A 23,231-nucleotide genomic window follows, 5' to 3' on the forward strand; every position below is an offset into this window, starting at 1 on the left:
TGGCTACTGAAGTTTTGATTAAATTGAGGAAACTCTGTAAAAAAGTATAAACAGTTATCATAATATTTGCCCCTTAACCATTACAAAATTATTTCGTCTCGATCGTTATCCTTGAATCCCCATTCGACTCTTTAGTCATGAAAACTGCTAAAAATCCTACCGATCCTGTACGTGCTTATCTTAGAGAAATTGGTCGTGTTCCCCTACTAACTCATGAAGAGGAAATCGTTTTAGCTAAACGGGTACAGCGCTCCATGGCCTTACAGGAAATTAAAGACACTTTAACAAAAAACCTATCGCGCGAACCTCTTGAGCATGAATGGGCCGAAGCGGCCAAAATCAGCGAAGAAGAATTGCGTCGTACGATGGCTGCCGGCAAAGCCGCCAAAGAAAAAATGGTAGAGGCTAATTTACGCTTAGTGGTATCTGTAGCTAAAAAATACCTCAAACGCAATTTAGATTTATTAGACTTGATTCAAGAAGGAACCATCGGTATGCAGCGAGGAGTGGAAAAATTTGATCCCACCAAAGGGTATCGATTTTCTACTTATGCTTATTGGTGGATTCGTCAAGCCATTACTCGCGCCATCGCGGAAAAAAGCCGTACAATTCGTCTGCCGATCCACATTACCGAAAAATTAAATAAAATTAAGAAAGCACAACGCCAACTGGCTCAGAAACAGGGACGGGCTGCAACGATATCAGAACTAGCACAAGAACTAGAGTTAACTCCTAGACAAGTTCGGGAATACTTAGAACGGGCACGTCAACCTCTTTCCCTAGATCTAAGGGTAGGAGATAACCAAGACACCGAACTCGGAGAACTCTTAGAAGATACCGGCACCTCTCCAGAGGATTATGCAACCCATTCTTCTTTGCAACTGGACCTAGAAAAACTCATGTCAGATCTGACTCCCCAACAACGGGAAGTGCTGGCTTTACGATTTGGTTTAGTTGATGGGCAACCCCTAACCTTAGCTAAAATTGGTGTTCGTTTGAACATTAGTCGAGAACGGGTTAGACAAATTGAGCGAGAAGCACTTTCTAAATTGCGAAAACGCAAGGCTAATATTAAAGAATATCTCGCTAGTTAAGGCATCTGTTTGAGCAGTCGGAGAATGCGAGTCACAAGTTCGGTTCTACCGACTGCCAAGAGAGCCAAAACTTGTTAGAGTGGAGGGAAAGATTGCTCACATTGATATATAACTCCGTTCGGATCAAAAAATTGATCAAAAAAAAAAGTCCACAGGAGGCACAAAAGTGAACAACGAAATTAATCGTCCCCAAAATCAAAATTTATTTAGTCACGATCAAGAAAACGGAGATAGTCTCTGGCAATATGTTCAGTCTTTAACCCCTGACACCATTGCTCAACTGTCAAAACCCGAGTCAAATGAAGTGTTTCAGGTAATGGAACGTAACATTATCGGTTTATTGGGGAATCTTCCCTCAGAACACTTTGGCATTAGCATTAGTACCAGTCGAGAACATCTCGGACGGTTACTGGCTTCAGCAATGATGAGCGGCTATTTTCTTCGCAATGCTGAACAACGGATGAGCTTTGAAAAGTCTATCCAAGGTATGCAAAGCACTTCTGAGGAGTAACTTGGCTTGCAGCGAAACAACTGGCTGGCCAGGGTTAGACATTGTTGAATTAAGACAATTATTATTGTCCTGGTATCAAAAACACCATCGAGATTTACCCTGGCGAAACCAACGCAACCCCTATTACATCTGGGTTTCAGAAGTCATGCTTCAACAAACTCAGGTAGCAACCGTGATTCCTTATTTTCATCGTTGGCTAGAACGCTTTCCTACTATTGATGACTTAGCTCAAGCAGAACTACAACCAGTGCTTAAAGCCTGGGAAGGATTAGGTTATTATGCCCGTGCCCGCAATCTCCACAAGGCGGCAAAACTCATCATTAAAAATTATAACGGGTTTTTTCCTAACTCGCTGGCAGAAGTTTTAAGTTTACCCGGAATCGGCAGAACCACAGCAGGCGGCATCCTCAGCGCCGCGTTTAATCAACCGGTATCGATTTTAGATGGCAATGTTAAGCGGGTTTTATCGCGTTTGATCGCTTTATCAGTGCCGCCGAGTCAAGCGTTACCCCAATTATGGGCATTATCTGATCACATACTTGATCCAGACAACCCGCGAGATTTTAATCAGGCGTTAATGGATTTGGGGGCGACGGTTTGTACTAGAGCCAACCCAAAATGTGATCAATGTCCTTGGCAAGGCTACTGTCAGGCTTACAATAAAGGCATACAATCACGATTACCTATGCGCGAAGAATCAACCCCTATCCCTCATAAACGAATTGGTGTTGCGGTTATCTATAATCACCAAGAAGAGATTTTAATTGATCGCCGTCCCACAGATAAATTGTTAGGAGGTCTATGGGAGTTTCCGGGCGGTAAGATAGAAGCCGATGAGACGGTATCCGATTGTATTAAACGGGAAATTTTAGAAGAGTTGGCCATTGAGATCGAAGTGGGTGAGCATATTATTACGGTGGATCATGCTTATACCCATTTTCGCGTCAGTTTATTCGTTCATGCTTGCCGCTATTTGGGTGGGGAACCTCAACCCATTGGATGTGAAGAGATTCGTTGGGTGAAGTTGGATGAGTTAGATCAGTTTCCTTTTCCCAAGGCGAATATTAAGATTATTGAAGCGTTAAAAGAGCGGCATAAAAAAACTTAACCTTTACTGGACTTTAGACTAACACTACAGAAAATATTCTCTTTGTTCAAACTAGACGGTCTAGTCTTTTGTTAAATCAACATTGACAATCAGGCATTCCTCTCGCTATCATGTTAGTATAATTGTACTAAAGTCGAGGTCCGATGAGCTTAACTGCTATTACCCTAGAACTTGACGAGCTAAAGCAAGCCGCAGAAAACCTAAAGATAGCCTGGGACTTACCCGAAAATCTAGATTCTGAGCAACTGGCCCGTTTAATGTCGAGACATATTGAATTATGGTTAGAAGATTTATGTGAGCATCCAGACTTCTTTTTTAAAGACAACAGCAAACTCAAAAAAGAGATAACTGGCCTAGTACAAGAAGGCAGCGAGATAGTATTAGCCGCCTAAAAATTGAGCTTAATTGCTAATAGCAACCGAATCAAGAGAAGATGCCGCTAAAGGAGGACGTAAACATAAATATAGCAAAGGTCCGAGCAGAGGAACTAAAGCCACTGCCCAAAAAACCGAGGGATTTTTGATTTCTCGCCTAGCCAAATCATCCCCTAGCAAACTGGGAAATAATAGAGATACTAAACAAAAATCCAGACTCATAACATTAATAAATCGGTTCGTTTGCCATTGTCCAATAAAATCTGACCAATCTCCTTTAAGTAAACCAAATAACAATAAAGCGATGGTGGGCAAAGTTAAAAGAACTCCTAGCCAACGGGAGTCTAGTATTTTAATGACCAAATCTTTTTGACCTGTAAACTGAGGAGAGGGTTGACGAAAAGTCAAATAAGGTAACAGAGCAAACGCTCCCACGCCAAACGAACCCACCACAAACGGCCAAGCCTTTAGCTTTTGTCCTCGTCCGTCAATCAAAACCACACAGGCATAAATCAGAGGCAAAATGCCCAGTAAATTAAATATAGCAATAATCAGAGGATTAATATTGCTCCACTCTCCTAGAGAGAGTTGCTTAATTAGTTCTAAAGTATCGGGTTGATTAGGAGGAGCCAAGAAAAAAGCATAAATCACAAACCCTAACCACAATAAGCCAAAGCCAACTTTTTTTAACATCTTCTTAAACTGTGCCTACAGGAAATTTAACAGGATTTAAACCCCACCCTCAGAGCAAAAGTCCGCAACAGGGGCACGGTCTTACCCTAAGAAATATAGCGCACATAAGCTTTATGCTTCGGCTTTTGGTTTATGATTGGAAAGTAAAATCACTTAAACATAAATAGGAGGAACCTCTGTCTTTAGAAGCCATCTCAATTTCCCCTTCTAGCGGCAGTGCGGAACTCGTTCCGCACCCCAATCCACCAACCCGTTTATTAGTAGTTCTACACGGGTGGGGAGCAGATGCTAATGATTTAGTCCCCATAGCATCAATGTTAAATCTTCCTGAGTACCAGTGCATTTTTCCTAATGCGCCTTTTTCCCATCCACAAGTGCCAGGGGGGAGGGCATGGTATGCTCTAGAAACATCTAACTATCAAGGATTATCAGAAAGTCGTCAAATCTTATCGGATTGGCTGTTATCTCTGGAAGAGGCTACCAAAATACCACTAGAAAAAACCATTTTATGCGGCTTTTCCCAAGGCGGAGCGATGGTGCTGGATGTGGGACTCAGTCTACCGGTGGCGGCTTTGTGTAGCTTAAGCGGCTATCTGCATAGTCGGCCAGAAATCACTTCTTCTTCGCCACCAGTCTTAATGGTACATGGGCGACAGGATATGGTCATCCCTATACAAATTGCCCAACAAGCCAAAGAAGAATTAAAAGCTTTAGGCATTAAAGTAGATTATCAAGAATTTAATATGGGGCACGAAATACCTGATGTTGTTCTGGATGTATTAGAAAAATTCATCCAAGACCATTCTTGATTCTGATAGCAATTCAAGATTAAAGATAAAGCAATCATTGGATCTCTCTAATCAGGTTAAAATAAGATAAGAGAGGAACTGTAGGAATCTCATACAGTCCGAGGGAGATGTAGGGATGACAACGCTAAGCATGACTCAACAAGACATTGGCACTCTTACGCCAGACGATGTGGCTAACTTGGCAGTTCGTTTAGAACAAGATGATTATACTAATCCCTTTGAAGCTTTGAAGGATTGGCATCTGCTTAGGGCGATCGCGTTTCAGCGTCAAGAGTTAGTTGAACCCTATCTGTACTTACTTGATCTTGAAACCTACGACGAAGCTTAATCAATCTTGATTCAAGAAAATTAAGAAAAGGAGGCGACCAGAGTGCCGCCTCTATTGCTGTGTCTTCCAATAAATCTTTAGGTATTATTATGGGGCCAAAAGCCTAAAAATGTAGTCCACACGACTACTTTTTTCAAAATTGTTGTGCTATGCTGCTTTCAGAAAAGGCTACTATTCCGACAGGATTATTGTACTTTGAATACCCGCCAATTTCACCAGGACTAATGATTAGGCTAAGTAGCGATGCTAGAAAGTCCACTTAGCCTAATTTTTCAAACAGGACTAAATAACTAAAAGGGCAAGGGTAAAAACAAATATTAATGACTAATGGGCGCTTTTCAAGAGCTATCTACTGACTAATGGCTAATGACTAATGACGACAACAACCTTTACTTACCAAATTGACGGACAAATTTTAGAAGCCTGTTCTTGTAATACTCCTTGTCCCTGTTGGATAGGAGAAGATCCAGACGGGGGTTATTGTGATAGTTTTGTGGCTTATCATGTGGAGCAAGGAACCATTCTCGGAATTGATGTTTCTGGTTTAACCTTGGTCAAAATTGTCTATATTCCCGGTAATGTATTAGCTGGCAACTGGCGAGCGGTTATTTATGTAGATGCCAAGGGAACTGCCCAGCAGCAAGACGCTTTGATTAAAGTTTTTACCGGTGAATTAGGCGGAGCATTAGCCGATTTAGCCTATTTAGTCAGTGAAACGTTAGATGTTCGTGTCGCGCCTATTGAATATCATATTAAAGAAGCTCAAGGCACCATTCGCATTGGAGAAATCTTAAAAGCCGAAATGGCTCCTTATCGTAGCGCCCAAGGCAAACCGACAAAATTAGTCGACAGTATTTTTAGCACAATTCCAGGTTCTCCCGCTTATGTTGCCAAAGCTTCCTATCATCAAGTTAACTTGCCGGAGTTTAATCTGGTTTGGAATTATAACGGACGCAACGCGATACAAGGGCAGTTTCATTTTGAGGCCTAAGCGATGAGAACACCGTCTTTATCCCTAAAATTTAACCTAGCAGTTTCCTTAATTTGGGGAGTGGTATTCATTGCCTGGGCTATCGCTTTGCTCACCAATATTTTTGCTCATATCCACTGGCTAGACTACAACAGTTTAATTGAGTCTAATCATTATTCGCTCGGGTTAAAACTATTTCTTTTTTTATTATCTTGGCAAGTAATGATAGTAGGGATGATGTTGCCTTCAAGCTTGCCTCTAGTGCAACTGTTCGCTTTAATGAGCCAAAAACAAAGCGAAAAGACTTTTTCTGTGGCACTCCTAGTTTTGTTATTAGGTTATTTGACCGTTTGGACAGGTTTTGCCCTAGCCGCTTTTTGGTCTGCCTTGGGATTAAATTTTTTATTCCTTGATTTTCCATTGCTGGAGGAATATCCTGAGATAATTTCTTCAGCAAGTTTATTTTTAGCGGGAATTTTTCAATTTAGCAAGCTTAAAGAGCGTTGTCTAAAAGTTTGTCGTCATCCGGTCAGCTTTTTACACCATCATTACCAGCAAGGACTGAAAGCCGCATGGCATTTAGGACTTAATCACGGTTTGTATTGTTTGGGGTGTTGTTGGGCACTGATGTTAGTGATGTTTGCCACAGGAGTCGGACATCTAGCTGTGATGCTCCTGCTAGGAGCAGTGATGGTGATTGAGAAAACATCACATTGGGGTCAAAAATTTGTCCCTATCGTTGGTGTTGGGTTCATTCTTTGGGCCATAGGAATAATTATTTATTATTCTGTTTAAAATTTAGATTGATGAGGTTAAAAAAAATGTTATTTGAACCAATAGAAAGAGAATTAATAGATGATGATAGTGGACTCCTCCATCGATTTAAGCTCAGACCAGAAATTCGGGATTGTTGGGAAATTAATTCACAAAAACATATAATATTTGGGCAAAAAAATTTAAACAATGATGTAAAATTTAAACACCGTCAATCGTTTTATTGTCGTTTTTTATTCAATAAAATTTTAGAAAAAATTAAAACATAAATGGCTATGAAGCTTTACTACGTGACTCTAAATACCACCGAAGAAGCCCGTCAAATCGGTCGTATACTAATAGAGAAAAAACTCGCTGTCTGTGTCAACTGGTTTCCTATTAGTTGCTCCTATCGTTGGCAAGGAGAAATTATCGAAGAGCCAGAAGTCGTGTTAATTATTAAAACCCGCTCAGGCTATCGTTCTCTCATTGAAAAAATTATTCAAAAAAACATATCTTACACCAATTTTATCGCAGAAATTTCTCCGAGTTATGTTAATCAGAGCTTCTTAGATTGGTTAAATTTAGAAGTGCCTCTTTTTCCCCATCAAGAAGTCAAAATTGATGCGTAAATTTTAAGAAATATGAAAAAAAATAAACAGAGATACCAGAAATACAAGCGGTTAAAATTTCCCCATTTACCCAACTGGTTGCTAGAAATAACGCTGATCTTTTGTTTATCGATTTTGGGCAGTTGTACTCATCCAGAAATAGGACAAACTTCTAATCATCCTAAGATTATCCGTCTGGATTATGCCTACTATAATCCAGTGAGTTTAGTCTTAAAAAATAAAGGTTGGCTAGAAGAAGATTTACAAAAATCTCAGGTCAAAATCGAATGGGTATTAAGTCAAGGAAGTAACAAAGCCTTGGAATTTCTTAATAGTCGTAGTGTAGACTTTGGTTCGACTGCCGGAGCGGCGGCTTTAATTGGCAAAGCTAACGGCAATCCCATTAAATCTATCTATGTCTATTCTAAACCCGAATGGACAGCCTTAGTCACCCAATCAAATTCTAAAATTCGCTCAGTTACCGACCTTAAAGGAAAACGAGTAGCCGCCACCAGAGGCACAGATCCTTATATTTTTTTACTAAGAGCTTTAAATGAATTTGGACTGAGTGAAAAAGACATCGAACTAATACAATTGCAACACGCAGATGGACGAGCGGCTTTAGAAAAAGGAGATGTAGATGCCTGGGCCGGGTTAGACCCCCAAATGGCAAAAACCGAACTAGAAAACGGTTCCCATCTATTTTTCCGCAAACCAGAATATAACAGTTATGGAGTATTAAACGTGCGCGAAGAATTTGCTAAACAATATCCTGACTCGGTAGAACAGGTATTAAAATCTTATGAAAAAGCACGACAATGGGCCAGAGAAAACCCACAAGAACTCAAACAAATATTAATTAAAGAATCCAACTTAAGCGATGCCGTAGCCGCCAAACAATTAGAAAGAACAGACCTTTCTAACCCTAATATTGGTCCGGCACAGAAAGAGGTCATTATCGCCGCAGGAGATGTATTAAAAAAAAGTGGTGTGATCGCTCCATCGGTTGATGTTGTTGCCACCGTTAATGAATTAATCGATCCTCAATTTGTTGAAAAAATCGCTAGTAAATAGGAGCAAGAGAGTGATTTTTTATGAGTAGCTTTCCCTCACTGCACAAGCCCAAATATCCTCTCTTATCAGTCCGTTGTTTAAAAGGTTTTTGGTTACCTTTGTTTCTCCTGTTTGGGTGGGAAATATTATCTCTAATTGGGTATTTTCCACCTAATTTACTTCCTGCACCTTCAAAAGTCATAGAGACAATTTGGACTTTAGCTTCTAGTGGAGAACTTTTTCATCACATTGGTATTACTTTGTATCGGGTTATTCTGGGTTTTATCATTGGTAGTGTAATGGGTACAATATTAGGGGCACTAACGGGTTATTCTGAACAAATTCATGATTTTCTTGATCCGTTATTACAATCTTTAAGAAATATTCCTTCTTTAGCTTGGGTTCCTTTATTTATTTTATGGATGGGAATTTATGAAACTTCAAAAGTCGCTTTAATTGCTGTGGGAGTTTTTTTTCCAGTTTATCTTAATCTGATGAGCGGCGTAAAAAGTGTAGAACGTAAGCTAGTAGAAGTGGGTAAAGTATATCGACTCAGTAACTTTCAACTGATTCGTCGGATTTTTTTCCCGGCTACTTTACCCGCCTATTTTGTCGGTTTACGCAGTGGTTTAGGATTAGGTTGGATGTTTGTTGTAGCGGCAGAAATTATGGGATCGAGTCAAGGTTTAGGATTTTTATTAGTGGATGGTCAAACTACAGGCCGTCCAACAATTATTTTAGCGAGTATCTTGCTGTTTGCGCTTTTAGGAAAGTTGACCGATGCTGCCCTAGCAACCCTTGGAAAACACTTACTCTATTGGCAAGACTCTTATCAATAAAAGGAGAATTCATGCTCAGACTCGAGAAGGTTAGCAAAAGATTTTCAAATGGATTTTTAGCGCTGGATAACATTAACTTAGAAGTTAACAAAGGAGAAATAATCAGCTTAGTAGGAACAAGCGGCTGTGGAAAAAGCACCTTACTGAGAATTATTGCCGGTTTAGAATATCCTACCCTAGGTCATGTTTTTATTGACGATGAACCCATTAAAAAACCTCATCCGAAAATCGGTATTATTTTTCAAGAACCGCGCTTAATGCCTTGGCTAACGGTGGAAAAAAATGTACAATTTGGACTAGAAACTTTACCCAAATCTCAACAAAAAAGTCTCACGGCTCTTATTCTGGCTAGAGTAGGTTTAAGGGAATTTTCCAAGGCTTTACCTCGTCAATTATCGGGCGGTATGGCCCAACGAGTTGCCATTGCTCGCGCCCTCATCACACAACCTTCTATATTACTTTTAGATGAACCTTTTAGCGCCTTAGATGCCTTTATTCGAAAATCCCTTCAAGACCATCTGTTAGAAATTTGGCAATACGATAAACCCACGATGATTCTAGTTACCCATGATATCGAAGAAGCCTTATTATTAAGTGATCGCATCATGATTTTTCGCGGCAACCCTGGACATATCCATCAAGAAATTAGCATCAATATACCCCGTCCTCGCCATAGCACCGAATTAGCCATAACCCAAAGCAAAGAACAAATATTAAAAGCCCTTGACTTATCTAATCAAAAAAAACTAGAATATACTCAAATACTCAATTAAAACCCCTAAAAAAATATCCCTATTCATCTGTGTTTATCGGCGGAAAAATATCCCAAAAAAATGCAATTACTCAACCCAAAAACCACCAACGATCACCTTAACCTAGCCGCCTCACTTTCCCAAGAATTTGCGGCTACCGCTATTGAAAGAGACGAAAGAGGAGGAACCCCAAAACCTGAACGAGATCGCCTCCGTGAAAGCGGACTATTAAAACTGATTATTCCCAAAGAATATGGAGGACTGGCCGAAACTTGGCTAACCTTATTTAAAATAACCCGTGAATTTGCCAAAGTCGATAGCTCAATAGCCCATATTTTTTCCTATCATCATTTAGGGGTAATTATCCCTCATATTTTTGGAACAGAACACCAAAAAAAACAGTCTTATTTAAATACAATTAAAAACAACTGGTTTTGGTGTAATGCCTTAAATCCTTTAGATAGACGCACAACCTTAACCCCAGAAAAAAACGCTTTTCGCCTCAAGGGAAATAAAAGCTTTTGTTCAGGAGCAAAAGATTCTGATATTCTTCCCCTAACTGCCATCCATCAAGAAACCGGAGAACTAACGGTATTAGCCATTCCCACCTCACGAGAAGGCATTCAAATTAATGATGACTGGGATAATATAGGACAACGACAAACCGATAGCGGCAGCATTTCTTTTAATAATGTGCTAGTGTATCCTGATGAAATTTTCAAAAATAAAGAGCATTCCGGCAAACCTTTCAATACTATTCGTTCTTGTTTAACTCAATTAAATTTAGCTAACATTTATCTGGGGATAGCATTAGGAGCATTTGAAGCCGCCAAACAATACACCAAAACCACGACAAAACCCTGGTTAACATCAGGAGTAGAAAGTGCCAGCGAAGACCCTTATATTCTGCAACATTATGGGAATTTATGGGTAGATCTTCAAGCCGCAGCCGCTTTAGTGGATCAAGCCGGAGAGTCTTTACAAGCAACATGGGAGCAAGAATGGTTATTAACCGCCTCTCAAAGAGGAGAATGTGCAGTAGCCATTGCTACGGCTAAAGTAGCGGCAACTAGAGTAGGATTAGAAGTTACTAATCGTATCTTTGAAGTGATGGGAGCAAGAGCAACTGCTAAAAAATATGGATTTGATCGTTATTGGCGTAATCTTCGCACCTTTACCCTTCATGATCCCTTAGATTATAAGTTGCGAGACTTGGGAAATTGGGCACTTAATGATCAGTTACCGAAACCTAATTTTTATTCCTAAAACTTTAATAATTAAATACTAATCCTGATTAGCTTGCTGTTTTAGTTGGGGATTTAAATTAACAATTTGTTGAAGAAACCAAGTAGCAGCACTGCCATTACTTTCTTGGGCAAGACGTTCTAGGGTTTGCTCTAATAAATGAATCGGGAGTCCAGCAAGAGCAACTGATTGATCGGTTTCTTTATAAATACCTTCTTCTAAAATAAAAGCAAACACTCTTTTTCCTCTGACATCAATTACCCAATATTCAGGAATGCCTAAAGCGGCATAGAGATGTTTTTTTTCATCTAAATCTGTAGCGAGGGTTGTATCAGCAATTTCTCCTACTAAATTAGGCACTCTATTCTCTTCTAAATTAATGTAGCGTCTATCTCCAGCTTGCCAACGGGGATAATCTTCACCGATATATAAAACTAGATCAGGTGCGCCGGCTTGGGTGTTCGGTTTTTCAAGAAGACAGCCATTAAATAAACTAAATACTTGCTCTGGATGTTGAGCAAACCAAAAACCTAATAACATACTGAACAAGCTATTGATGCTAGAATGCTCAATCCCTTCTTTGCCCATGTCGACTAGCAAATGATTATTATAAAAATAAAGTCTAATCCGTTCCGGTGACGGATCATCCCGATAAGTTAAATAATCTTCCCAAGTAGCGGGTTTCCATAGAGGTAAACTATTAAGAGAAGATTCTGAAATAACAGGGGTAATTGCAGCAGTCATAATATTAACTACCCTCAAAATTTTTAATTTAATTTTAGTCTAACTCCCCTGGCTCAGAGCAGAGCAACTCCGATGTTTAAACAACAACAATACTGTTGGAATCAATAAGCGGCTTGGTACTTAATATAGCAATCTGTGTAGCGGCTTTTATCCCTGTCCCATCTAGGTCAAACAATAAACGCCCAGTGCTACTATCATAAAAAAATTGACTGCCGTTAATAGTCGCGGTTGTTCCTAGAACCCATTGCGTCGCGCTAATGGGTACACCAGCTATCAAACTGCCCCCAAAACCAGCCGCAGAAACCACAATTTTATCACCCTGACTAACAGTAAAATCGCTAAGGGTATCGATGCCCTCACTAGCACTATTAAATATAAATTGGTCTGCACCCGTGCCACCCGTCAGCTTATCATTGCCGAGGCCACCTATTAAAAGATCATCCCCTTCGCCACCCGTCAGCGTATCCTTTCCCGCGCCTCCATTGAGACTGTCATTACCTAACCCACCCAATAGAAGATCATTTCCCGTGCTGCCCGTAAGAGTATCATTAAAACTAGAACCGATAACCCCTTCAATGGCCCAAAGGCTATCAGTACCGTCTCCCCCTGTAGCGGTTCCCGTACTCAGGTTAACATTCACCGCCGCCGTCGCGTCCACATAACTAGCTATGTCAGTTCCCGCGCCACCATCTAAGCTGTCATCCCCCAAGCCGCCGTTTAGAGTATCGTTACCCATGCTACCCGTGAGGCTATCATTAAAACTAGAACCGATGACCCCTTCAATGGCCCAAAGGCTATCAGTACCGTCTCCCCCTGTAGCAGTTCCCGTACTCAGATTAACATTCACCGCCGCCGCCACATAAGCATAACTCACCGTATCAGTACCGACTCCACCATCAAGAGTATCATTGCCCGCCCCACCGATGAGGGTGTCGTTACCCGCCTCACCTTGAAGAAGGTTATTAGGAGGAACTAAAGCCCAGTTATAGCTGGCATCCAAGATATCGTTACCCGCGCCGCCTATCAGAGTGTTATCCAACAGTCCGTCATTATAAATAGTGTCATTAAATTTAGAACCGATAACAGCCTGAATATTGTAGAGAAAATCATCTCCTGCACCTCCGGAAACCCAACCGAAACTTAAGTCAACATATACCCCTGCCGTTGCATCCGAGTAGTCAGCCGTATTATGCCCTCTCTCCCCATCGAGATAGTCATTTCCCAAGCCGCCTCTTAGAGTGTCATTACCTGCACCCCCATTTAAGGTATTATCGCCATTCCCACCATAAAGGCTATCATCAAACTTAGAACCGATCACTGCCTCAATACTGGAGAGACTATCATTACCTGCCCCCCCTGTAGCCAAACCAGTTTTTAAATTAACAGCTACTACATCCGTTGCATCAGAGTAGTCAACCGTATCATTGCCCGCGCCGCCATTGAGGGTATCATCACCCACGCCACCCTTGAGAATGTCATCTCCGGCATTCCCAAGCAGCACATCATTACCGATACCGCCTATAAGAGTGTCATTTCCATAACGACCATCGAGAGAGTCGTCGCCGGACCCTCCATCGATACTATCATCATCCGAGGGTGGCGGATTCCAGATTCCCCCCTTGGGGACATAGCTAGAACTACTGCCTAGGATGGTGTCATTATCTGCACTGCCTAGGATGATGTCATCGTAGTGTGAACCGATCACTTTCTCGACATTTGTAACAGTAACGGCCATGTTGAGGGTTATATAAGCACCTTGAGAATAATCAACAATATCAAAACCTGTCCCCCCATCGAGGATGTCGTTGCCGGATGCAGTGATCAGGGTGTCGTCGCCGGCACCGCCAATTAAGGTAGCAATTCCCCGCCCTCCAAAGCTTTCGCCCACCATCAGCCGGTCATTGCCATCCCCGCCATCGAGATAGTTATTACCATAACCGGGGCGAGGTGGCCGGTTGATTGCCCCCGCATTGGCTATCAGGGTATCATCTCCAGAACCTCCCCTCAAAGTATTGCTATTTAAAACTTGGTCGGCTGTTAGTAGGTCGTTTCCCTCACCACCATCGAGGTCATTATTACCGTAAGTGCAATCAGCAATGAGGGTGTCATTTCCTACCCCACCCTGTAGCTGGTTATTCGATGAATTGTAATAGCCCAAATCTAAACGGTCATCCCCTGCACCCCCTACCAAGGTGTTGTTATTCACCGATAAGTCAGCGTAAAGGCTATCATTAAAGGCTGAACCGATAACGATTTGAATGTTCGAGAGCGTGTCATGGCCTGCCCCACCTGCGGCTGAACCTGCATCTAAATCCACTGTCACCGCCGCCGCCGCATCAGAATAGTCTGCGCTGTTAATGCCTGCCCCCCCTTCTAAGAAGTCATTACCCCCTCCGCCATTGAGGGTGTCGTTGCCGCTATCCCCATCTATAGAGTCATCTCCGGCAAGACCATAGAGGAAGTCAGGGTCTCCAGTGCCGATAAGGATGTCATTGAAAGGGGTTCCCATAATAGTGGACATAAGCGGTTCTCCTCTTGCTTAGGGCATGATGTTTATTAGCCTTTTCGGGAGGGAAGCAGAAATAGCTATGGCGAGTTTAGTCTCATTTGCTGAGAAAAAATCTCCTTTTTCCCTCCTGAGACAGGCTTTTTAGTTCAGCAAAACCAGGTTAGCAAACAAAGGTAAGGATATCGGGAGGATAGAAAAAACTTTACTGAAAGCCCACCTATTTATGTAAAATTTATTTTATCCATAAAATCAAAAACCCATAAAACAATAACAGTTATTTTTGTTATATATAGTATTTATTAACTCTAGAAAAAAGGGTAACAATTCGATAAAATATAAAGGTGACTTCTAAATTCAAATTTTAAAAACCATGCCGGATATTGTTGATATTGCTGTTAGTAATGAAAATTTCCAAACCCTAGTAGCCGCCGTCAGTGCCGCTAACTTAGTTGATACTTTAAAAAGTCCAGGGCCTTTTACGGTTTTTGCTCCTACTGATGCGGCTTTTGCTAAACTCCCCCCAGGAACCATTACCACTCTTTTACAAAATATCCCTCAGTTAACCCGCATTCTTTGTTATCATGTTGTGCCCGGAAAACTCTTTAAAGCCGATTTAGAAAAAGTTTCGGAAGTGACTTCTGTTGAAGGTTCACTCATTTCTGTAGATTGTTCTAATGGTGATTTTGAAGTCAAAAATGCTTCAGTGGTTCTCGCAGATATTGAAGCCGATAATGGCGTTATTCATGTCATCGATAATGTCATCTTAATGGGTAAAAAGTAGAGAAAACCCCCTACTGTTGCCCGAATATGAATAAAGGGCAGGCACATCCCGCACTGCCCCTACAAATGCTTAACGATAATCTGGGTTTTGAACATCCCTTAAACGGGCTTCAGGGCGCTTAAAGCGGTCCATTTGTGCCTCAAAAAACTGGCGATTTTTCATTAAATGTTTAGGGTTTGTATCATCTAAGGGATACAGCAAAGCCTGCCGTAAAGCCTGAATAACTGCCGAAGTTACATTATACATCGAGCGTTGGAAAGTAATCCCTAATTGAATTAACACATCATCCTCACCCCGGCAGTGTTTAGCATAATATTCCTTCAAATAATCAGGCAGGAAATGATACATATCATCCATTAATAATGTAGGAGGAATACCAGCCGTTCCTACTGGGAAAACATCGGCGTATAAAATGCCATAATGAAAGTCTTTTTGATCTTCCGGCACTTGTTTAGCTTGGGCATTATAAGACTTCGTACCTCGGAAAGGTGCAGTGCGATAAAAGACTGCTTCTACATAGGGCAACGCCGCCTCATATAACCAAGTAAAGCCTTTAGATTTGGGGATAATCTCATAACATTCATCCCCAATATAAACATGATGATAAATCGGCCGTCCAGCAATCGCGAAAATTCCATTAACAATGAAATTCATCGCATCCGGAACCCCTTTAAAACCCCCTTCATCATAAATATCTGACATCTCAAAAAACACAGGGGCCATCACTTCCCAGAATAGACCCAGGTTAGAATAATAAGATAATTGTCTGACCTGTTCTAAAAACATATCCGGGAAGAGTTTATATAATCCCAACATCAAAGGATTGTTTTTAAAATAGGCTTTAATAGCCCGGTCTGCATTAGCTTTATATTCATCGCTGTCGAGATAAGCATCAAATTTTCCCCATCCCATATCTCGACCATGCCAAAGCATCGCCCGCATACAAGCTTCAGCAAATTCCATGTTAATTCTATCATGCCAAAGATGATGGAATAATTTGGGCGCTTTGAAGGTTTTACCCTTTTCCATGAATTCTAATAATTCAGGATGGGCAGTGGCTACTCCTCGCCAGATTCTTAAGTCTGCATCATCCCCGGCATAATGATTATGTAAGTCTAAATATTCTTGAGGAAGAAAATATTTAAAAAAGGGCAGGGGTTCTAAAAAGACTCGTTCAGCTATATATAATAAGTCCCGCCAGTAAAAATCCATCGGCACGGCGTAAGCTTTGTATATGCCGATAATTTGCATTAAATTTTCTGGGGTATCAGGTAGCATTGAACCGCCGGCTTCTAAACGATGAATGATATCGGCGAATTCGTGGTTTGATGGGGGAATGATGGGAGTGGTTGTGTTAGTCAGCTTGATAGGTGTTTCTACCATTTTTTTTTCGGGGGATAGTGAGGGTTTTGATGATTTTGTTCGCAGATAAATAGGAGTGAGTTGTTGTTATTTTATGGCGATTTGTTCTATTTTGGGAGAGGTAATATTACTCCTCGCTAATAGGTCTGTAGTGGGTTCTATCCAACGCACTAACCAGTTAGGTTGAATGCCTAAGAAGAGGATGATAGCGGTTAGCACTAAAGCCGGGATGGTTTCTGTGGGTAAAGCTTTGGGGTAGTAAGCGTGTTTGTTATCCAATTTTCCGAAACAAGTGCGGTTCAGTAGGATGACAAAATAAACGGCGGTTAAACCCGAGGCAATGATACAAAGTAGCGTAGGAATGGGAAAGGAGGAAAAACTGCCTTGAAAAACCATGAATTCAGCCGCAAACCCGACTAACCCCGGAATTCCTGCACTTGCCATGCCGGCGGTAATTAATAAGGCGCTGGTGAGGGGTAAGCCTCGGATAGGGTTCATTAACCCGTTGAGAATATCTAAATCTCTGGTGCCGACTTTACGTTCTACAATACCGACGAGATGGAAGAGAAGGGCGAGAATTAACCCGTGAGAAATCATTTGGGCGACGCTTCCGAGGATGCTTAAATCTGTTCCCGCCGCCGCCGCAACGAGGATATAGCCCATGTGCCCGATAGAACTATAAGCAACCATTCGTTTAATATCTTTTTGGGCAATTGCACTCAATGCCCCATAAATCACGCTAATGGTTCCGATGATGGCTAAACCTGGGCTAATGATGGCCCAAGTTTCTGGGAATAGTTGCAAACCAAAGCGAATTAATCCATAAGTTCCTAATTTCGCCAGAATTCCTCCGAGTAAGATCGCTGTAGCGGGAGAGGCTTCTGTATAAGCGTCGGGTAACCAAGTATGGAGAGGTACCAGGGGGATTTTAATGCCAAAACCGACAAGAATCAGGGTTAAGAGGATTAATTGCGTATTTAAACCAAAATTTTCTGGATGAACGGCAACATAATCAAAGCTGGTTCCGCCACTTAAAAAAGTGATCCCTAAAAAGGCGGCTAAAACTAATAGCCCTGAAATAGCTGTGTAGAGGAGGAATTTAATCGAAGCGTAGCCGCGTTTTTCCCCTCCCCAGATGGCAATCATGAGGTAAAAGGGAATCAATTCTAATTCATAAAAAATTATAAACAGCAGGAGATTTTGGGCCATTAACGCGCCACTAATGCCCGCATTAATGATGAGAATGAGCGCGTAATATAAGCGGGAACGTTCTAGCTTTTCTCCGATGCTGTAAATGGCAATTCCGGTTAAGAGTGTATTTAAAACGATTAGGGGCAGAGATATCCCATCAATTCCTAAACTGTAACTTAAACCAATTTTAGGCAGCCAAGGTAAGTATTCTTGAAATTGTAATCCCGTTACACTCAGATCGAATTGAGTTAATAACCAGATTGACCAACCGAAAATTATTAGGGCGAAAATTGAGGTGATTTGACGAAGTTTTGCGCCCTCTAAGTTACCTGGGATAAATCCAACTATTGCCGCCCCGACAAGCGGTAACCAAAGTAATGTACTTAGCATCTGTTTAGCTTAAATTTGGGATAAAGAAAGGATTTTTGTTAAACTTATGACTAGAGGCGCAAGACAGAACGCCTTTAGGGAAAAAATTGAATTAACTGACAAGCGTTATTTCTCTGGTACTGAGACTGTAATAAGCCCCAACTATTTTTAATTTTCCTTCCTGAATTAATTTGGATAATACAGGAGATTTTTCTAGAGTTTTGACTTGATATCTGACATTAGCTTCCACCGCTTGTCTGACGGCTTGTTTGTTATCTTGTTGACCTTTATAAGTGGCGACTGCTGGTTCAATTGCTTCTATAATACTGCTAATACTCCCGGGCACTTCAGCGCCTTTTAAAGTAGAAACAACTGCCCCACAAGCTTCATGGCCAATGACCAGTAAGACTTTTGCTCCTAAAACTAAAGTGCCAAATTCAAGACTGCCGATTTCTTCATCAGTAGCAATATTTCCGGCATCTCTGACCACAAATATATCGCCAAATCCTTGATCAAAAATGATCTCAACCGGCACTCTTGAATCAGCACAACTGAGAACAGCCGCAAAAGGTTTTTGTCCTAGAGCAACTTGTTGTAAACGAGTTAAATTTTGATTAGGATATTTGCTTTTACCAGCGACAAAACGTTTATTGCCTGCCATTAATTGAGCTAAGGCTTGCTCGGAATTTACTTCACTTTGAGCAACAACTGGTTCCGGAGAATTTAAATTTGAGCCAAGGGCAGCCGCTAAAAGTCCAGTACCGAGAAAACCTCCTCCATATTTAATGGCATTACGACGAGATAAATTCATTAAAGGTTTATTATTGTCCATTTCCACACCGCGATTTTTAACCAATTAGAGTTGAGCAATTCTTAATGAAGGAAAGAAATTAAAGGATAACATAGAGCAATCCCTAATAAGGCAATCCCGAGTACGATTGTCAAGACATAAGATTGTGTTTGTCCTGAAACATTATACTTTAAACCTTGTCCACTAAAAACCGTTGCTAACCCAACTAAATTAACCACTCCATCCACAATAAATCGGTCAAACCAAGCGATTAGTTGAGAAACCAACCCCACCACAAAAACAATAGTGACTTTGTAAATTTGGGCGGTATATAAATCGTAAGCAAAGAAATCTTGTAAGGCTTTGGGTTGTAGTTGAATCGGTTTAGTAATGCCATCATTGAGATATATAAATGCGGCTAACCCACCACCAACAACCGTTGAAATAATTAGCTCACTGACCACTGTTAGGTCTAAAGTTTCCCAAGCCGGTAACAGATTCCATTGACTTAATAATATAGGAACATGGAGCGCAAATCCCATCATAATTGTCATGGGTAATACTACAGCCCATAACCCCTCGGGAGAACGAACAGTCATGGGTTTGGGTTTGCCCCCAAAAATTAAGGTAAATTCTCGGGTGACACTGAAAGTGGTTAGTCCATTGACAACCAATAACACTCCGAAAAGAAAAGGATAACTCGGCGCAAGATTACTGGCCATTTCAATTAAGGACCAAAACCCACCCAAGGGAGGAAAAGCCACTAAAGAAGCCGCCCCCACTAGATAACAAATGCCAGAAATAGGACGACGCGACCACAAACCGCCATATTGAGTTAAGTCTTGGCTAATATTGTTTAAAACTATGCCGCCAATACTCATAATCAACACTGACATGGCGATCGCATAAGTTAACAACAAGTTTAAAGCCACTTGAGTTTGTCCTGTTCCTACCGCGATAAAAATTAATCCCATGTAGGCGCTGACGGTATAGGATAAAGACCGTTTAATATCAATCTGGGCAATAGCAATTAATCCGGCTAAAATAGCTGTGAGAGATCCTATGGTGGTCATTACCCCTAGAGTAGTAGGCGATAAGGCCAACACCGGTTGGAGTTTAATTAATACCCATGCGCCAGTAGACACGATGATCGTATTCCGTAAAATCGTAGCCGGCATTGGGCCTTCCATCGCCTCATCTAACCACAAATGTAGCGGCATTTGCGCGCATTTACCCAACGGACCCGCGATCAAGGCTAAACATAACAAATTAGCTACCGTCGGGTCGAGATGTGCTGTTTTTGCCCAGGCGGCTAACTCGGTATAATTCCAAGTGCCGGCTAAGGGTAATAAGGCCACTACCCCCATCAATAAAACTAAGTCTCCAACCCGTTTGGTGAGAAACGCATCTCTAGCACCCGTTACCACTAAAGATTGATTAAACCAATAACCAATCAATAGATAAGTACCTAGAGTGAGAATTTCTAACACCACATAGCTGAAGAACAGGGAGTTACATAAAACTAGAGAACACATCCCTGCTTCAAACAAGGCCATTAACGAGAAAAATCTCGCCCAACCCCAGTCCATTTCTAGATAACCAATGGCGTATGTTTGGGCGGCAAAATTTAAGCCAGTAATGAGGAGCAACGCCCCAATATTAACCGCCGTAATTTCCAGGTCTAAAGAAATGGTTAAACTCGATGTATGCAGCCAATTGAAGGATAAATACTGTGGCGGCATCTTCCAAGTGTCTGAGATAGCTAGTAAGCTATGAATGAACCCCGTCAGGGTCATGATCATATTAATGTATCCGGCAGGTCTAGGTCCGGTTTGACGAATAATACCGGGTGACCAGGGGAGAGCAAGGATAGCCCCTATTAAGGCATAGCAGGGGACTAACCAGATCGTCTGGCTGAAAAAGTGACTCATAGCAGTCCTAATTAAATTAACTCAAAGACTTGGTTGAAATTGACAGCAGTAGGCAATTTCAGAGAACAGAGATGGTTATCTGTTCCGTCTTTCATCAGTAATCATACCCGCAGCCATAGAATTTTGTCAATGCTTAAATTGATTAACATAGAATAAATTTTTGATAAGAGAAACTTAAGTCTTATGACCACCTGAGTTGGATGTGACAAAAATGGCAAAAATAAAAAAATAATGTTGATATGGCGCAAAAAAAATTTTTTTTAGGTAATTTAGAAAAACAACTTGTTTTTATAGCCCATCAGGTTCGCTCTTTTCCCTTTCCTACTCCCCACTCCCTCGGCGCTCCGGCAGGGACGACCGAAGGCAGGAGTACCGCGCTTGTCCGCGCCGGACCTCACAGTTAACTTCTGTTGTCGGTGGTACATACTTTATAGTTAATCGCTTTGATCATTACAATTTTCGTTGTGTGAAGGGAACACCCGAACACCGGCTCTGAAAACAGTAAAAATCGTAGTTTACTCACAGATTAACTATAATTAAGGAGATAGGCACAATGACTTTAAAAAAAACTTTTTGCTTAACGGCCATTCTTTGTTTGCTGTTAACTTTTTGGGCTAATTCAGCTTGGGCTATAGTAGAAATTAAGGGCACGTTCACTGCACAAAAAACTTGCCAAGCGGTGCAGTCTATCAAAACAAGAGCCAACCCTGGAAATGTACAAGTCTCTCCCCAAAAAAGCTATCCAGTGGTGGGCAAAAATCAAAAAGATGCTTCTTATTATTTGATCACAATTGACGATGCTAAACCCCCCGTTCGTTGGGTAAACATCGAGTGCGGGCAATTAAGCCGAACTCCAGTTGTTAATTCTCCTTCAGATTACCTGCTTGCTATAAGCTGGCAGCCAAGTTTTTGCGAGACAAAGCCAAAAAAACCAGAATGTATCGATCGTACTGATAAAAACTTTGAAGCAACAAACCTAGCCTTACATGGACTTTGGCCTCAACCAAGCACTAATATATACTGTAATGTCAGCGACCGTATTAAAGAACTAGATAAACAGAATAGATGGTCAGAAATGCCACCTATCAATTTATCCCCAGATACTCTCACTAGGTTAAGAGTGGTTATGCCAGGTGTAGCCTCAAATTTACATCTACACGAATGGTATAAACATGGTACTTGCTATGGGACATCTCCAGAGCAGTATTTTCAAGATGCCATGACCTTGCTAACCAAAATTAATAATTCTGAGGTACGAAATTTGCTCGTGGCTAATATCGGCAAGGACCTCAATTCTAGCCAGATCCGCAACAAATTTGAGCAAACTTTTGGCAATGGAGCAGGCGATAAAGTTCAAATCAAGTGTGAAAATGATATAGATCAACAACAACAAAGAATGATCACAGAACTGTGGGTTAATCTCAGAGGCAATATTGATCGTGATCCTGATCTCAAGAGCCTATTAGCCAAAGCGCCAAACGTTCCCCTAGGCTGTCCAAGCGGCGAAGTAGATCCCATTGGCATCAATGAAAAATTGTGGCGTAATTTCCGATGAACAAGATATAGCCTTTCTCAATTTTTAATTTAACAAGGGACAAGCGCAAAGAGTCAAGCTTAAAAGAACGTCTACTTTGCGCCTTTCCTGTTGTCCGGTTCTCCTACCAGCCGAGAGGTTGGAGAAGAGGTTAAATGTCAGTGCTTAATGGTTTTGATGGGGTTGAGTAGAATTATGATCTTCAGGCGGAGGGATAACTTCTAGTTCCACTGAATGAGTTAAGGGTTGAGCTTCCGAAGATGAGGCAGAAACTTCTTTAGTGGGTTCAGTAGGTTTAGCTGTAACTTCAGGAGCGGCTGTAGGGGGTTCTTCGACTTTAGGAGAGGGGTCTGTAAGGGTGACCTCTTGAGATGAATTAGAAGAAGCTGAAGGGGTAGCATCTTTAACCTCTTTATTGTGTTGAGTCTCTTCCACTCTTGAAAGCGGCTCATTTTCAGGAGTTTGCTCGTGATGCTGTTGAGTTTCCCTCTTTTGAGTAGAAGATTCTCTTGGAGAAGATGAACGACGGTCCGACTCCGAAAAGTGAATCTTTCGGGGAGATAAATGACTCTCATCGGTTGAATGACAGGCGCTTGATGATAAACCTAGATAACATCTCACTTCCTCTCTAGCCAGAGAAACCGCAATCCCTGACACAGACACCATCAAGGCGAAAACCGTCAAAAAATTTTTCATATTTGTACACTCCTCGTAATCACCATCCCTATTGTACTTTGAGGAATTTTCGATTTGAGCTTGCACTTCGGGCGGCTTTGATGGCTTGAGGAGCAGTGACTAAAGCGTTACTTATTCGGCAAGACTGGATGAGTACGGGGATTTTGTCAGCATCCCCTGATGTGTCAGACGAGGAAGCCAAAGC

General features: G+C 41.4%; 25 protein-coding genes. 17 read left to right on the forward strand and 8 right to left on the reverse strand.

Going from position 1 to position 23,231, the window contains the following annotated elements:
• Window positions 1-137: 137 nt before the first annotated feature.
• From CYAN7822_RS06835 to CYAN7822_RS06850, 4 genes are all read left to right on the forward strand, one after another.
• Window positions 138-1,094, forward strand: a complete 957-nt coding sequence (locus CYAN7822_RS06835; RefSeq protein ID WP_013321507.1) for an RNA polymerase sigma factor, RpoD/SigA family — start codon at window positions 138-140, stop codon at window positions 1,092-1,094.
• A 166-nt stretch (window positions 1,095-1,260) separates the two neighbouring features.
• On the forward strand, window positions 1,261-1,605 hold the full coding sequence (locus CYAN7822_RS06840; protein WP_013321508.1) for a DUF760 domain-containing protein: 345 nt from the start codon (window positions 1,261-1,263) through the stop codon (window positions 1,603-1,605).
• Between the two features lies 1 nt (window position 1,606).
• Window positions 1,607-2,713 (forward strand): A/G-specific adenine glycosylase, encoded by a 1,107-nt coding sequence (gene mutY / locus CYAN7822_RS06845; RefSeq protein WP_013321509.1) that lies wholly within the window; start codon window positions 1,607-1,609, stop codon window positions 2,711-2,713.
• 143 nt (window positions 2,714-2,856) lie between these two features.
• Entirely contained in the window at window positions 2,857-3,105 is a 249-nt protein-coding gene (locus CYAN7822_RS06850) for a hypothetical protein (RefSeq protein ID WP_013321510.1), read from the forward strand.
• Between the two features lie 9 nt (window positions 3,106-3,114).
• Here CYAN7822_RS06850 and CYAN7822_RS06855 read toward each other — a convergent pair whose 3' ends face one another.
• Window positions 3,115-3,780: a hypothetical protein gene (locus CYAN7822_RS06855; protein WP_013321511.1), complete on the reverse strand. Its 666-nt coding sequence runs from the start codon at window positions 3,778-3,780 to the stop codon at window positions 3,115-3,117.
• Between the two features lie 197 nt (window positions 3,781-3,977).
• Here CYAN7822_RS06855 and CYAN7822_RS06860 point away from each other — a divergent pair, with 197 nt between their 5' ends.
• The 10 genes from CYAN7822_RS06860 (at window position 3,978) to CYAN7822_RS06905 (ending at window position 11,161) form a co-directional block, all read left to right on the forward strand.
• Window positions 3,978-4,589 carry an alpha/beta hydrolase gene (locus CYAN7822_RS06860; protein ID WP_245602749.1) on the forward strand — a complete coding sequence of 204 codons (612 nt, stop codon included), beginning with the start codon at window positions 3,978-3,980 and terminating at the stop codon, window positions 4,587-4,589.
• Between the two features lie 115 nt (window positions 4,590-4,704).
• Window positions 4,705-4,917 (forward strand): protein IsiD, encoded by a 213-nt coding sequence (isiD, locus tag CYAN7822_RS06865; RefSeq protein ID WP_013321513.1) that lies wholly within the window; start codon window positions 4,705-4,707, stop codon window positions 4,915-4,917.
• A gap of 373 nt (window positions 4,918-5,290) precedes the next feature.
• Window positions 5,291-5,908, forward strand: coding sequence for a DUF1326 domain-containing protein (locus tag CYAN7822_RS06870; protein ID WP_013321514.1), 618 nt, complete (start codon window positions 5,291-5,293; stop codon window positions 5,906-5,908).
• A gap of 3 nt (window positions 5,909-5,911) precedes the next feature.
• Window positions 5,912-6,682 carry a DUF2182 domain-containing protein gene (locus tag CYAN7822_RS06875; RefSeq protein WP_013321515.1) on the forward strand — a complete coding sequence of 257 codons (771 nt, stop codon included), beginning with the start codon at window positions 5,912-5,914 and terminating at the stop codon, window positions 6,680-6,682.
• A 26-nt stretch (window positions 6,683-6,708) separates the two neighbouring features.
• Entirely contained in the window at window positions 6,709-6,930 is a 222-nt protein-coding gene (locus CYAN7822_RS06880) for a hypothetical protein (protein WP_013321516.1), read from the forward strand.
• 6 nt (window positions 6,931-6,936) lie between these two features.
• Window positions 6,937-7,272 (forward strand): divalent-cation tolerance protein CutA, encoded by a 336-nt coding sequence (cutA, locus tag CYAN7822_RS06885; RefSeq protein WP_013321517.1) that lies wholly within the window; start codon window positions 6,937-6,939, stop codon window positions 7,270-7,272.
• A gap of 12 nt (window positions 7,273-7,284) precedes the next feature.
• Window positions 7,285-8,325, forward strand: a complete 1,041-nt coding sequence (locus CYAN7822_RS06890) for an aliphatic sulfonate ABC transporter substrate-binding protein (protein WP_013321518.1) — start codon at window positions 7,285-7,287, stop codon at window positions 8,323-8,325.
• A 20-nt stretch (window positions 8,326-8,345) separates the two neighbouring features.
• Entirely contained in the window at window positions 8,346-9,143 is a 798-nt protein-coding gene (locus tag CYAN7822_RS06895) for an ABC transporter permease (RefSeq protein ID WP_013321519.1), read from the forward strand.
• 11 nt (window positions 9,144-9,154) lie between these two features.
• Window positions 9,155-9,916 (forward strand): ABC transporter ATP-binding protein, encoded by a 762-nt coding sequence (locus CYAN7822_RS06900; RefSeq protein WP_013321520.1) that lies wholly within the window; start codon window positions 9,155-9,157, stop codon window positions 9,914-9,916.
• Between the two features lie 60 nt (window positions 9,917-9,976).
• A complete protein-coding gene (locus CYAN7822_RS06905; RefSeq protein ID WP_013321521.1) occupies window positions 9,977-11,161 on the forward strand; it encodes an acyl-CoA dehydrogenase family protein in 1,185 nt (394 codons plus the stop codon).
• A gap of 18 nt (window positions 11,162-11,179) precedes the next feature.
• Here the strand turns inward: CYAN7822_RS06905 and CYAN7822_RS06910 are convergent, their stop codons facing one another.
• Window positions 11,180-11,884 (reverse strand): Uma2 family endonuclease, encoded by a 705-nt coding sequence (locus CYAN7822_RS06910; protein WP_013321522.1) that lies wholly within the window; start codon window positions 11,882-11,884, stop codon window positions 11,180-11,182.
• 76 nt (window positions 11,885-11,960) lie between these two features.
• Entirely contained in the window at window positions 11,961-14,405 is a 2,445-nt protein-coding gene (locus CYAN7822_RS40145) for a calcium-binding protein (protein WP_013321523.1), read from the reverse strand.
• A gap of 358 nt (window positions 14,406-14,763) precedes the next feature.
• On the opposite strand from CYAN7822_RS40145, the gene CYAN7822_RS06920 reads away from it, so the two are divergent.
• Window positions 14,764-15,174: a fasciclin domain-containing protein gene (locus tag CYAN7822_RS06920; protein WP_013321524.1), complete on the forward strand. Its 411-nt coding sequence runs from the start codon at window positions 14,764-14,766 to the stop codon at window positions 15,172-15,174.
• 69 nt (window positions 15,175-15,243) lie between these two features.
• Here CYAN7822_RS06920 and CYAN7822_RS06925 read toward each other — a convergent pair whose 3' ends face one another.
• The 4 genes from CYAN7822_RS06925 to CYAN7822_RS06940 form a co-directional block, all read right to left on the reverse strand.
• Entirely contained in the window at window positions 15,244-16,557 is a 1,314-nt protein-coding gene (locus CYAN7822_RS06925) for a CO2 hydration protein (RefSeq protein ID WP_013321525.1), read from the reverse strand.
• Window positions 16,558-16,623: 66 nt separating this feature from the next.
• Window positions 16,624-18,117 carry an NADH-quinone oxidoreductase subunit M gene (locus CYAN7822_RS06930; RefSeq protein WP_013321526.1) on the reverse strand — a complete coding sequence of 498 codons (1,494 nt, stop codon included), beginning with the start codon at window positions 18,115-18,117 and terminating at the stop codon, window positions 16,624-16,626.
• 91 nt (window positions 18,118-18,208) lie between these two features.
• Window positions 18,209-18,928 (reverse strand): carbonic anhydrase, encoded by a 720-nt coding sequence (locus tag CYAN7822_RS06935; RefSeq protein WP_013321527.1) that lies wholly within the window; start codon window positions 18,926-18,928, stop codon window positions 18,209-18,211.
• A 41-nt stretch (window positions 18,929-18,969) separates the two neighbouring features.
• Window positions 18,970-20,817, reverse strand: coding sequence for an NAD(P)H-quinone oxidoreductase subunit F (locus CYAN7822_RS06940; RefSeq protein ID WP_013321528.1), 1,848 nt, complete (start codon window positions 20,815-20,817; stop codon window positions 18,970-18,972).
• A 239-nt stretch (window positions 20,818-21,056) separates the two neighbouring features.
• On the opposite strand from CYAN7822_RS06940, the gene CYAN7822_RS37510 reads away from it, so the two are divergent.
• Both CYAN7822_RS37510 and CYAN7822_RS06945 read left to right on the forward strand, forming a co-directional pair.
• Window positions 21,057-21,221, forward strand: a complete 165-nt coding sequence (locus tag CYAN7822_RS37510) for a hypothetical protein (RefSeq protein ID WP_013321529.1) — start codon at window positions 21,057-21,059, stop codon at window positions 21,219-21,221.
• 149 nt (window positions 21,222-21,370) lie between these two features.
• Entirely contained in the window at window positions 21,371-22,372 is a 1,002-nt protein-coding gene (locus tag CYAN7822_RS06945; protein WP_013321530.1) for a ribonuclease T2 family protein, read from the forward strand.
• 144 nt (window positions 22,373-22,516) lie between these two features.
• On the opposite strand, the gene CYAN7822_RS34465 is transcribed toward CYAN7822_RS06945, so the two are convergent.
• Window positions 22,517-23,047, reverse strand: a complete 531-nt coding sequence (locus CYAN7822_RS34465) for a hypothetical protein (protein WP_013321531.1) — start codon at window positions 23,045-23,047, stop codon at window positions 22,517-22,519.
• Window positions 23,048-23,231: the final 184 nt, after the last annotated feature.

The sequence above is a fragment of the Gloeothece verrucosa PCC 7822 genome (genome assembly GCF_000147335.1).
GTDB classification, from domain to species: Bacteria; Cyanobacteriota; Cyanobacteriia; order Cyanobacteriales; family Microcystaceae; genus Gloeothece; species Gloeothece verrucosa.

Bases quoted from the DNA above. Each gene is read 5' to 3' on its own strand.
- CYAN7822_RS06935 (WP_013321527.1), bottom strand. From the start codon at position 18,928: ATGGACAATAATAAACCTTTAATGAATTTATCTCGTCGTAATGCCATT.
- CYAN7822_RS06930 (WP_013321526.1), bottom strand. From the start codon at position 18,117: ATGCTAAGTACATTACTTTGGTTACCGCTTGTCGGGGCGGCAATAGTT.
- CYAN7822_RS06895 (WP_013321519.1), top strand. From the start codon at position 8,346: ATGAGTAGCTTTCCCTCACTGCACAAGCCCAAATATCCTCTCTTATCA.
- CYAN7822_RS06900 (WP_013321520.1), top strand. From the start codon at position 9,155: ATGCTCAGACTCGAGAAGGTTAGCAAAAGATTTTCAAATGGATTTTTA.
- CYAN7822_RS06835 (WP_013321507.1), top strand. From the start codon at position 138: ATGAAAACTGCTAAAAATCCTACCGATCCTGTACGTGCTTATCTTAGA.
- CYAN7822_RS06920 (WP_013321524.1), top strand. From the start codon at position 14,764: ATGCCGGATATTGTTGATATTGCTGTTAGTAATGAAAATTTCCAAACC.
- CYAN7822_RS06940 (WP_013321528.1), bottom strand. From the start codon at position 20,817: ATGAGTCACTTTTTCAGCCAGACGATCTGGTTAGTCCCCTGCTATGCC.
- CYAN7822_RS06855 (WP_013321511.1), bottom strand. From the start codon at position 3,780: ATGTTAAAAAAAGTTGGCTTTGGCTTATTGTGGTTAGGGTTTGTGATT.
- isiD (WP_013321513.1), top strand. From the start codon at position 4,705: ATGACAACGCTAAGCATGACTCAACAAGACATTGGCACTCTTACGCCA.
- CYAN7822_RS06850 (WP_013321510.1), top strand. From the start codon at position 2,857: ATGAGCTTAACTGCTATTACCCTAGAACTTGACGAGCTAAAGCAAGCC.
- CYAN7822_RS06925 (WP_013321525.1), bottom strand. From the start codon at position 16,557: ATGGTAGAAACACCTATCAAGCTGACTAACACAACCACTCCCATCATT.
- CYAN7822_RS06880 (WP_013321516.1), top strand. From the start codon at position 6,709: ATGTTATTTGAACCAATAGAAAGAGAATTAATAGATGATGATAGTGGA.
- CYAN7822_RS06945 (WP_013321530.1), top strand. From the start codon at position 21,371: ATGACTTTAAAAAAAACTTTTTGCTTAACGGCCATTCTTTGTTTGCTG.
- CYAN7822_RS06875 (WP_013321515.1), top strand. From the start codon at position 5,912: ATGAGAACACCGTCTTTATCCCTAAAATTTAACCTAGCAGTTTCCTTA.
- CYAN7822_RS34465 (WP_013321531.1), bottom strand. From the start codon at position 23,047: ATGAAAAATTTTTTGACGGTTTTCGCCTTGATGGTGTCTGTGTCAGGG.
- CYAN7822_RS06910 (WP_013321522.1), bottom strand. From the start codon at position 11,884: ATGACTGCTGCAATTACCCCTGTTATTTCAGAATCTTCTCTTAATAGT.
- CYAN7822_RS40145 (WP_013321523.1), bottom strand. From the start codon at position 14,405: ATGTCCACTATTATGGGAACCCCTTTCAATGACATCCTTATCGGCACT.
- CYAN7822_RS37510 (WP_013321529.1), top strand. From the start codon at position 21,057: ATGGCGCAAAAAAAATTTTTTTTAGGTAATTTAGAAAAACAACTTGTT.
- CYAN7822_RS06870 (WP_013321514.1), top strand. From the start codon at position 5,291: ATGACGACAACAACCTTTACTTACCAAATTGACGGACAAATTTTAGAA.
- CYAN7822_RS06905 (WP_013321521.1), top strand. From the start codon at position 9,977: ATGCAATTACTCAACCCAAAAACCACCAACGATCACCTTAACCTAGCC.
- cutA (WP_013321517.1), top strand. From the start codon at position 6,937: ATGAAGCTTTACTACGTGACTCTAAATACCACCGAAGAAGCCCGTCAA.
- CYAN7822_RS06890 (WP_013321518.1), top strand. From the start codon at position 7,285: ATGAAAAAAAATAAACAGAGATACCAGAAATACAAGCGGTTAAAATTT.